The 10,274-nt window shown below is 69.9% G+C and carries 9 protein-coding genes and 1 pseudogene; 1 reads left to right on the top strand and 9 read right to left on the bottom strand.

What is annotated here, in order from left to right; translation table 11 throughout:
* Positions 1–293 (top strand): annotated as a pseudogene (locus tag VP06_RS37525) (aminotransferase-like domain-containing protein); the annotation flags it as partial.
* 9 nt (positions 294–302) lie between these two features.
* Here VP06_RS37525 and VP06_RS31235 read toward each other — a convergent pair.
* The 9 genes from VP06_RS31235 to VP06_RS31195 form a co-directional block, all read right to left on the bottom strand.
* Positions 303–917, bottom strand: a complete 615-nt coding sequence (locus VP06_RS31235; RefSeq protein ID WP_048467720.1) for a c-type cytochrome — start codon at positions 915–917, stop codon at positions 303–305.
* Entirely contained in the window at positions 914–2,179 is a 1,266-nt protein-coding gene (locus tag VP06_RS31230) for a PQQ-dependent sugar dehydrogenase (protein ID WP_048467719.1), read from the bottom strand. Before VP06_RS31230 ends, VP06_RS31235 begins: the two co-directional genes overlap by 4 nt.
* A 188-nt stretch (positions 2,180–2,367) precedes the next feature.
* Positions 2,368–3,195 (bottom strand): M55 family metallopeptidase, encoded by an 828-nt coding sequence (locus VP06_RS31225; protein WP_048467718.1) that lies wholly within the window; start codon positions 3,193–3,195, stop codon positions 2,368–2,370.
* On the bottom strand, positions 3,192–4,256 hold the full coding sequence (locus VP06_RS31220) for a DmpA family aminopeptidase (RefSeq protein WP_048467717.1): 1,065 nt from the start codon (positions 4,254–4,256) through the stop codon (positions 3,192–3,194). Before VP06_RS31220 ends, VP06_RS31225 begins: the two co-directional genes overlap by 4 nt.
* The gene (gene gsiD / locus VP06_RS31215) at positions 4,253–5,155 is read right to left on the bottom strand and encodes a glutathione ABC transporter permease GsiD (protein ID WP_048467716.1); all 903 of its coding nucleotides are present in this window, start codon (positions 5,153–5,155) and stop codon (positions 4,253–4,255) included. The genes VP06_RS31220 and gsiD overlap by 4 nt, the downstream gene beginning before the upstream one ends.
* Positions 5,156–5,162: 7 nt before the next feature.
* Entirely contained in the window at positions 5,163–6,083 is a 921-nt protein-coding gene (gene gsiC / locus VP06_RS31210; protein WP_048467715.1) for a glutathione ABC transporter permease GsiC, read from the bottom strand.
* 63 nt (positions 6,084–6,146) lie between these two features.
* Positions 6,147–7,676 carry a glutathione ABC transporter substrate-binding protein GsiB gene (gene gsiB / locus VP06_RS31205; RefSeq protein WP_048467714.1) on the bottom strand — a complete coding sequence of 510 codons (1,530 nt, stop codon included), beginning with the start codon at positions 7,674–7,676 and terminating at the stop codon, positions 6,147–6,149.
* Positions 7,677–7,717: 41 nt separating this feature from the next.
* Positions 7,718–9,634, bottom strand: a complete 1,917-nt coding sequence (locus tag VP06_RS31200) for a dipeptide ABC transporter ATP-binding protein (RefSeq protein WP_425350973.1) — start codon at positions 9,632–9,634, stop codon at positions 7,718–7,720.
* Between the two features lie 9 nt (positions 9,635–9,643).
* The coding region (locus tag VP06_RS31195) for an isoaspartyl peptidase/L-asparaginase family protein (protein WP_048467712.1) at positions 9,644–10,274 on the bottom strand (631 nt) is incomplete at its 5' end.

Raw genomic sequence — 10,274 nt, 5'->3', positions numbered from 1 at the left:
GCCGCCTCGATCCGTCCGCCGAGGCGGCCGCGTTGCAGGGGAGGGCGGTCCTGCACGGGCTCGGCCTTCCGGTCTTCGGCGAGCCGCGGGGCGGGTACTATCTCTGGTGCGGGCTGCCGGAGACGACCGACCTCGACGCCTTGTCGCGCCGCGCCGCCGCACACGGCATCCTGATCGCGCCCGGCGGGATCTTCCTCCCCGAGGGGCCGGCCGGCCCGCCGATGATGCGGGTCAACGTGGCGTATTTGGGCGATCCGCGCTTCGCGCGGTTCATGCGGGAGGAGGCGGAATAGGTGGCCCACTCACGGCAGCACCGCCAGGTAATGCGCCAGCGCCTTGATGTCGGCATCCGACAGGGAGCCCGCCACTTCGGTCATCGCCGCGCCGCCCGAACTCGGGCGGGCATTGGCCCGGTAATCGCCGAGCGCCTTGGCGAGATAGGCTTCGGGCAGGCGGGCGACGCGGGGCGCGGCCTGGATGCCCAGATAGGCATCGCCGTGGCAGGCGGCGCAGCGATGCTGGAGCGCGGCCGTCGCGCCGGCCCTGGTGAGGTCGGGTTGCGTGTCCGCGGGTGGCGGCGGGTCCGGGAACGGGAGGGAGGCGAAGTACTTGCCGAGCGCCCGGATGTCGTTGTCCGACAGGCCCTCCGCCACGCCCTGCATGATCTCGTTCTTGCGCCGGCCGGCGCGGAAGAACACGAGCTGCAACTGGATGTAGTTGCTGGAATGCCCGGCGATCGGCGGCGCGCCCTCGGCCAGGGCGTCGCCGTGGCAGGCGAGGCAGGCCTGCGCCACCGCGGGCGCCTCCGCGGCCCGCACCGCGGCGGAGGCGAGGAGCCCGAGGGCGACGAGCGCAGCGCGGGTCGGCCCGGAGAGGCTCCGGGCCGGCGGGCGGGCGCGAGGTCCCGCGCCGCTCACTGGGTGTAGGCGATGCGATAGATCGCACCGGCCCAGTCGTCGGCCACCAGCAGCGACCCGTCCGGCGCCACCAGGATGTCGGCCGGCCGGCCGGTATAGTCGCGGTCGCCCTTGAGCCAGCCGGAGGCGAAGGTCTCCATCTTGGCGTTCTTGCCATCCGGATCGACGATCACCCGCTCGATGCGCCCGCCCTGGTACTTGTGGCGGTTCCAGGAACCGTGCTCGGCGATGAAGATGTTGTTCTTGTACTCGGCCGGGAAGGACGAGCCGGTGTAGAACTTCATGCCGAGCGGCGCCACATGCGCCCCGAGCTTGGCCACCGGCGGGGTGAACTCGGCGCAGCTGCGCCCTTGGGCGAATTTCGGATCCGGCATGTCGCCCTGGTGGCAATACGGATAGCCGAAATGCTCGACGACCTTCGAGATCATGTTGAGCTTGTCGCTCGGGATGTCGTCGCTCATCCAGTCGCGCGCATTCTCGGTGAACCAGTACCGGCCGGTGCGCGGATCGATGTCGCCGCCGACGCTGTTGCGCACGCCGAGCGCCACGATCTCCGCCGCCCCGGTCTTGAGGTCGACGCGGCGCACCTGCGACACGCTGCTCGGCGGGTTGCCGATGTTGAAGGGCGGGCCGAACGGCACGTAGACCCAGCCGTCCTTGTCGAAGGTCAGGTACTTCCAGCCATGGGCGACGTAGGACGGCATGTCGTCGTAGACGACGACCGGCTCCGGCGGCTTGTCGAGGTTGGCCTCGATGTTGTCATAGCGAAAAATCTTGTCGATCGCCACGACGTAGAGCGCGCCATCGCGAAAAGCGAGGCCGGTGGGCATGTTGAGGCCCTTGAGGATCGTCTTGACGACCTTCTTGCCGCCCTGGTCGACGATGGCATAGACGTTGGTCGCGCCGAACGAGCCGACGAACAAGGTGCCCTTGTCACCGAAGGCCATCTGCCGCGCCTCGGGCACGCCGCTGGCATAGACGCTGATCGTGAAGCCTGCCGGCAGCTTCACCGCCTTCAGATTCTCCGCCAATTCCTCGTCCGAGGCCGGAAGTGCCGGGTTGGCGGGTGGCGCCAGGCCCTTCTGCGCCGAGGTCTCGTCGCCGAGGAACCAGTCCGGCGGCGGGTTCTTCCAGAATGCCTTGCCGCTCGAATCGTATTGCTTGAGGGCCTGCGCCTGGGCCGCCCCGCCGGTCAGGCCCAGGGCCACGAGGGCCAGCGCCCAGGCCGCACGGCGTGCGCCGGCGCTCCGGTTCACGGTCATGTCCGTCTCCTCCCGATGGTGTTGTCCGCCGCCCTTTTGGGCGTTCGTCGCGGGGCGCACCCTGCGGTGTCGACTCGCTCTGTTAACTGTCCAGGTGGACGCGGCCCGTCGTCAAGGGGAGGTGGTGCAATCGAGTGATGCGGTCCGGCCGGCATCGTGGTCGCCGTGCCGGAGCTCGTCGGGACCAGTCAACCGACCGCTGAGCGCAGAAAACTCGACATCGCCGACAGGCTATTGATCACCCGCACCGCCTCCGCGACGCTTCCGGCCTCGAACTGGAGGGTGCTGCCCTCGCGGCGGTGCAGGCTCGGCCACTGGCCGAACAGGTCGGCGAGGGCCGGATTCTGGGCGCGGATCTCGACCGTGAGCGGAGCGGGAAGCCGGAACGGCGCGGGACGCGGCCGGGTGAGCGCCGCCGCCACTCCGGCGCGGATCGCCGCGCAGGACGCCTCCGGCGACAGGCTGATCCCGCTGTGGCAGCCGGTCGCCTGCTTGGTCTCGACGAAGACCGTGTCGGGGAAGAGCGCCCGGTTCTCGGCGATGAACACGTCGTCGCCGCTCGCCATCGCCACCGGCACGCCGAATTCGCCGGCGAGCGCGCCGTAGATCCCGGCCTCGCCGAGTTCCTGACCCTGGATGGCGATCGACGCGAAGGCGAAGCCGTTGATCGTGTGGGCGAGGATGCCCCGGCCATGGGCGCGGGAATGGTAGCCGATCAGGCAGACCGCATCGATCCCGAGATCGACCCCCGCCATCATCCCGAGGTGGCGCGGCTTGCCCTGAATCGCATGGGCGCGGGGATCGAGGCGGTCCGCCGGCATGTTGCGGAAATTGCCGTGAGAATCGTTGACGTAGACCCTGTCGGCCCCGGCCGCGAAGGCGCCGGTGATGGCGGCGTTCGCCTCCTGCACCATCCAGAGCCGGGCCCGCTCGTAATCCGGTCCGCCCCTGCGGGTCTGGTCCGGATGGATGACACCGGCCACACCTTCGATGTCGGTGGAGATCAGGACCTTCACGGCATCACCGGGGAGGGGAGGGCGGCCCAATCGGGCAGGATCGCGGTGAGGGCCGGACGGGTATGGCCGTTGCGGCCGGTCACCGTCTCGGCGCGCCACAGCGCATGGACGATCGCCTGCTCGATTCCGTCGGCCACCGCCTCGAAGAGCGGGTCGAGATGGGCGTCGTGCAGCATCGCCACCGCCGGCATCGGGGTGCCGGGATCCTGCGGCAGCGTGTAGGCGGTCGAGAAGGCGAGCGCGATGTCGCCGCTGCCATGGCCGAAGACCGAGCCGGTGCGGGCGAGGCCGGCGCCCGCCCGGAGCGCCAGGCGCCGGAGCTGGCGCGCGTCGAGGGGCGCGTCGGTGGCGGCGATCAGGATGATCGAGCCCTTCTCGGGCTTGGCGACCGTCTGGTGAGCCTCCAGCCGCTCGGCGAGGATGGGTCCCAGCGCCCGGCCGCCGATCCGCAACTGCGAGGGCCGGCCGAAATTCGCCAGCACCAGCGTGCCGATCGTCACGGCCCGCCCGCCCGCCTCGACCTGCCGCGAGGCGGTGCCGATGCCGCCCTTCACCCCGAAGCACGACATGCCGCGCCCGGCGCCGACAGCGCCCTCGGCCACGGTGACGTCGGCGGACTCGTGCGCCTGGCGGTAATGCGCCTCGCCCACGACCATCCGGGCCATGTCGTTGAGGTGGCCGTCGTTGCACTCGAAGACGAGCGGGTTCACGGTCGGCAATTCGCGGCCGATGCCGGGATTGACCGCCAGAGCCGCCCGGATCTGGGCGGCGGCGACCGCCGGCACCCCGAAGGTGTTGGTGAGCGCGATCGGCGTCTCGATCAGGCCGAGTTCCTCGAGCTGCATCAGGCCGATCGACTTGCCGAAGCCGTTCAGCACCGCGGCAGCGGCCGGCACGCGGTCGTGGTAGAGGTCGCCCGGATGCGGGCGGATCACCGTCACGCCGGTCTGGATCGCGCCCTCGGCCAGGGTGCAGTGGCCGACGGTGACGCCGACCACATCGGTGATCGCGTCGCGCGGGCCGCTCGGCCGCAGCCCGATGCGGGGAGGGATGTCGGTCATGCGCGGTCGAGCTTGGGGTCGAGGGCGTCGCGCAGGCCATCCCCCAGGAGGTTGAAGGCGAGCACGGTGAGGAAGATCGCCAGGCTCGGAAAGATCGCGACGTGGGGCGAGGAGACCATGTCGGCGCGGGCGTCGTTCAGCATCGCGCCCCATTCGGGCGTCGGCGGCTGCGCGCCCATGCCGAGGAAGGACAGGCTCGCCGCGGTGATGATCGAGGTGCCGAGCCGCATCGTGACGTAGACCACGATCGACGAGACCGTGCCGGGCAGGATGTGGCGCAGCAGGATGGTGCGGTCCGAGGCGCCGATGCTGCGGGCGGCCTCGACATAGGTCGCGCGCTTGAGCACCAGGGTGTTGCCGCGGACCAGCCGCGCGAAGGCCGGCACGCTGAAGACGGACACCGCCACCACCACGTTGACGAGGCTGCTGCCGAGGATCGCCACGACGCCAAGCGCGAGCAGGATGCCCGGGAAGGCGAACAGCACGTCGGACAGGCGCATGACGATGCGGTCCCACCAGCCCTCGTAATAGCCGGCCAGCAGCCCCAGCACCGTGCCGACGAGGCCGCCGATGGCCACCGACAGGAAGCCGGTGGCGAGCGAGATCCGCCCGCCGACGAGGATGCGGCTCAGGATGTCGCGCCCGAGGGGATCGACGCCGAGCCAATGCGCGAGGGACGGTCCCTCGTTGAGCCGGTCGTAATCGAAGAAATTCTCCGCGTCGTAGGGGGCGATCCAGGGTGCCAGAATCGCGAGCGCCACCAGCACCACCACGAAGGCGAGGGCCAGGACGGCGACGGGCTGACGGCGGAACTTGCGCCAGAACTCGGACCAGGGAGTCCGCACGCCGGATGGCAATGCGGCGACGGCCCGGGTGGCGGCAGGAGCGGTGTCAGTCACGGCCGGCTCACTTGTAGCGGATGGTCGGGTTGATCAGCCCGTAGAGCACGTCGACGACGAGGTTGATCAGGATGAATTCGAGCGAGAACAGCAGCACCAATGCCTGGATCACCGGATAGTCCCGCTGATTGACGGAATCGACGAGCAGGCGGCCGAGGCCCGGCCAGTTGAACACCGCCTCGACGACGATCGAGCCGCCGAGCAGGAAGCCGAATTGCAACCCCATCATGGTGACGACCGGGATGAGGGCGTTGCGCAGGGCGTGCTTGGCGATGACGACCCGCTCCGTCAGCCCCTTGGCCCGGGCGGTGCGGACGAAATCTTCCCCCAGCACCTCGACGAAGGAGGCGCGGGTGAAGCGCGCCATCACGGCGGCCACCGCCGCCCCGAGGGTCAGGGATGGCAGGATGTAGTGTTTCCACGAGCCGGCGCCGACGGTCGGCAGCCAGCCGAGGCCGACCGAAAAAATCTGCATCAGCAGCATCCCCAGCGCGAAGGCCGGGAACGAGATGCCGGAGACCGCGAGCGTCATCCCGAGCCGGTCCGGCCACTCGTTGCGGTAGACCGCCGAGACGATGCCGATGACGAGCCCGAACGCCACCGCCCAGGCCATGCTGGTCAGCGTCAGGAGCAGGGTCGGCAGGAAGCGCTCGCCGATCTCAGCCGCGACCGGGCGCCGGGTGCGGATCGAGGTGCCGAGATCGCCTTGTCCCAGATTCAGGACGTAGCGGCCGAACTGCACCGGGAGCGGGCGGTCGAGGCCGAGTTCGGCGCGCACCAGTTCCACGGTCTGCTGGTCGGCATCCTGGCCCGCGGCGAGCCGCGCCGGATCGCCCGGCAGCATATGGACGAACAGGAAGACCAGCACCGCGACGATCGCGAGCGTCGGCAGGAGGCCGAGGAGCCGTTTGAGGAAGAAGGTCAGCATGGCGCCGGTCACGGGGAGGGACAGGGAGGGCGCCGCCGCCGCGCGGCAGCGCCCGGACGAGCCTTATGGCGCGACCGCGACCTGACGGCTGTCGATGTTGCCGTCGGGCATGACCACCACGCCGGACAGGCGGGACGAGGTGGCATAGAGGTTCTGCTCCACCACCAGCGGCGCCCAGGGCGCGTCCTTGTAGATCAGCTCCTGCGCCTTGGCGTAGAGTTCTGCCTTCTCGGCGTCCTTCGTCGAGGTGAGTGCCTTGGCGATCAGGGCGTCGACCTCGGGGTTGCTGTAATAGGCGGTGTTGTTGAGCTTGGGCGGCCAGGCTTCCGTGGAAAAGAGCGGGCGTAGGGCCCAGTCGGCCTCGCCGGTCGAGGAAGACCAGCCGGCATAGTACATCCGGACGCGGGCGGTCTTCGGATCGGGGGCGGTCTGCACCCACTCGACGCGCTGGCCGGGCTCGAGTGCCTGGGTCTGCACCTTGATGCCGACCTGGGCGAGCTGCTGCTGGACGAACTGGATCGCCTTCTGCGCCGTGCTGGTGGTGTAGGCGCTCCACAGAATGGTCTCGAAGCCGTTGGCGTAGCCGGCTTCCTTCAGGAGTTGGCGCGCCTTGGCCGGGTCGTAGGGCCAGGCACTCATCGGGTGGGCGTAGAGCACGCCGGCCGGCACGATCCCCTTGGCCGGGCTGGCATAGCCGCTGAACGCCACCTTGGCGAGCGCCTCCTTGTTGATCGCATAGTTGATCGCCTGGCGCACGCGCAGGTCGTCGAACGGCTTCTGCAGCATGTTCATGCTGACATAGCGCTCGATGATCGAATCCTGTGCGATGACCTTCAGCTTCTTGTTCTCACCAAGCGTCTTGGCCTGCTCGTAGGGGAGCGGGAAGGCGAAATCGGCCTCGCCGGTCTGGAGCATCGCCGCGCGGGTGCCGTTCTCCGGCACCGGCTTCCAGATGATGCCGTCGACCTTCGGCAGCCCGGCCTGCCAGTAATCGGCGAATTTCGCGCCCTTGACCGAATCGGTCTGCTTCCACTCGACGAAGGTGAACGGACCGGTGCCGACCGGGTGGAAGGCGATGTCCTTGCCCCATTTCTGGAGCGCGGTCGGCGAGATCATCGCCGCGGAGGCGTGGGCGAGCGAGTTGATGAAGGGGCCGAAGGATTCCTTGAGGGTGATCCGCACCACGGAAGGCGAGACGACCTCGACCGTCCTGATCCGGTTGAACTGGTTGTAGCGGGCGAGGCGGTTGTCGGGGTTCAGCACCCGCTCCAGGTTCGCCTTCACGGCCGCCGCGTCGAAGACCGTGCCGTCGTGGAATTTCACGCCCTCGCGCAGCGTGAAGGTGTAGACGAGGCCGTCGGGAGAGACTTCGTAGCTTTCGGCCAGCACGTTCCGGACCTTCAGGTCCTTGTCGAACTCGAACAAACCTTCGTAGAACGACTTGGTGACGGCAGTGGTCAGCGTGGTGTTGGTGTTGTAGGGGTCGAGCGTCTCGGGCTGGTTGCCGAGGACGAGGACAGGGTCGCCGGCGGCGAGGGCGGGGGTCAGGAGGCTGCAGAGCAGGCCGGTGGCGAGGAGAGCGCGCGCGATCATCGTTGTGCCTCGGGTCATGAGGAGTCCTTTCTTGGAATCTGTCAGGCAGCGAGCCCGCCGACCGTATGGCGGGCGGTCCAGTGGCCGGGGCCGACCTCGACCAGCGGCGCCACCTCCGGCTCGTCGCCGAGCGCCCGGACCGGGCTCGGAATCTCCCCGGTGAGGAGGCCGCGCGGCTTGGCGTGGCGCCTTTCCGGATCGGCGACCGGCACCGCCGCCATGAGCTTCCTCGTGTAGGGATGCTGCGGGTTCTCGAAGATCGCCCGGCGTGGCCCGATCTCGACGATCTGGCCCAGGAACATCACGGCGACCCGGTGGCTCACCCGCTCCACCACCGCCATGTCGTGCGAGATGAACAGGTAGGACAGGCCCAGCTCGCGCTGAAGATCGAGCATCAGGTTGACGATCTGGGCCTGGATCGAGACGTCGAGGGCCGAGACCGCCTCGTCGGCGACGATCACCTTCGGGTTGAGCGCGAGTGCCCGCGCGATGGCGATGCGCTGGCGCTGGCCGCCGGAAAATTCGTGCGGATAGCGCAGCCCTTGCGCCGGGGTCAGCCCGACCCGCTCCAGCAGCCAGGCCACCCGCGCCTCGGCCTCGCGCCGGGGCGTGCCGTGCACCAAGAGCGGCTCCATGATCGAGAAGCCGACGGTCAGGCGCGGATCGAGGGAGGCGTAGGGGTCCTGGAAGATGAACTGGATGTTTTTTCGGAGTGCCTGAAGCTTGTTCGGAGGAAGGTCGCGGATGTTCTCGCCAGCAAACTCGATCAAGCCGCTCTGGCTCTCGACGAGGCGCAGGAGCGAGCGGCCGGTCGTCGACTTGCCGCAGCCCGACTCTCCGACGAGGGCCAGGGTCTCGCCGGAGGCGAGATCGAAGCTGATCCGCTCGACCGCGTGGACGCGCCGGCGCACCCGGTTGAGCAGGCCGCCGCGGATGTCGAACCGGGTGACGAGATCGCGCACCCGCAGGATCGGCGGGCCCGGCCGGCGGGTATCCTGGGCTGCGTGATCCTGGGCTGCATCCTGCGTCGCCGCGACGGCCGGGGTCTCGGTCGCCTCGGGCCGCAGCAAGTCGAACTTGCGCGGCAGGTCGCTGCCCGCCATGGCGCCCAGCCGCGGCACGGCGGCGAGCAGCGCCTGGGTGTAGGCGTGGCGCGGGGCCGCGAAGAGGGCAGGAGCCGCGCCCTCCTCGACCTTGTCGCCGCGGAACATCACCAGCACCCGGTCGGCGACCTCGGCCACCACGCCCATGTCGTGGGTGATGAAGACGACGCCCATCTTCATCTCGTCCTGGAGGCTGCGGATCAGTTCGAGGATCTGGGCCTGGATGGTGACGTCGAGGGCCGTCGTCGGCTCGTCGGCGATGAGGAGCTGCGGCCGGCAGGCGAGCGCCATCGCGATCATCACCCGCTGGCGCATGCCGCCGGAGAGCTGATGCGGAAACCGCGTCAGCACGTTGCGGGCCTCCGGAATCCGCACGAGATCGAGCATCCGCAGGGCCTCGGCGCGGGCGGCGCCGTGCCCCTTGCCCTGGTGCACCCGGATCGATTCCGCGATCTGCTCGCCGGCGGTGAAGACCGGGTTGAGCGAGGTCATCGGCTCCTGGAAGATCATCGCGAGTTCGGCGCCGCGCAAGGCCCGCATCTCGGCATTGGAGGCGTCTGCCAGGTCGAGGATCGCGCCGGAGCGGCGGCGAAACAGCATCCGCCCGCTGGCGATCGTGCCGCCGCCATGCGCGACGAGGCGCATCAGCGCCAGCGAGGTGACGGACTTGCCCGAGCCCGATTCGCCGACGATCGCCAGGGTCTCCCCGGCCTCGACGTGGAAGGACAGGTGGCGCACCGCCTCGACCGTTCGCTCGGAGGTGGTGAAGCGCACGCTGAGATCGGAGACCGACAGGATGCGCCGGTCGGGCAGGATCGGCGACGGGGGAGGGGAGGGGGAAGCGGAAGGCGGCACGGTCGGCACTCAGAAGATCGCGGTCGTCGGGGTGTCGCCGGCCCGGACGAGGCCGCGATACATCCCCGCGGTGTTGAACGGCATGGCGACATGGCCCCGCGCATCGACCGCGATGAGGCCGCCCTGGCCGCCGAGCGGCGTCAGCCCGTCGCGGATCGTCGCCTCCGCCGCCGCGTCGAGGCCGAGGCCCGCATAGGCGATGCGGGCGCAGACGTCGTAGGCGGCCGCCGCCCGGATGAAGACCTCGCCGGTGCCGGTGCAGGACACCGCCGCCGTGCGGTCGTCGGCATAGGTGCCGGCGCCGATCAGCGGCGTATCGCCGATGCGGCCGGGCCGCTTGTTGGTCATGCCGCCGGTGGAGGTGAGCGCCGCGAGGTGGCCGTGCCGGTCGAGCGCCACGGCGCCGACGGTGCCGAACTTCTGGCGCTCGTCGAGGGGCGCCGTTTCGTCGTGGTCGAGGCTGACCCGCCCGCCGGCCTGCGCCGAGTCGAGCTGACGGCGGCGCGCCTCGGTCGAGAAGAAGCCGGGCTCGACCATCTCGAGGCCGTGGCCGCGGCAGAATTCCTCCGCCCCGGCGCCGGCCAGCAGCACGTGGGTGCCGTCCTCCATCACCGCCCGCGCCGCCCGGCCCGGCCGGCGC

This window comes from Methylobacterium aquaticum (genome assembly GCF_001043915.1).
Classification (GTDB): domain Bacteria; phylum Pseudomonadota; class Alphaproteobacteria; order Rhizobiales; family Beijerinckiaceae; genus Methylobacterium; species Methylobacterium aquaticum.
Note: the sequence above shows the minus strand (reverse complement) of the source record. Positions and strands in the feature narration are given on the sequence as shown.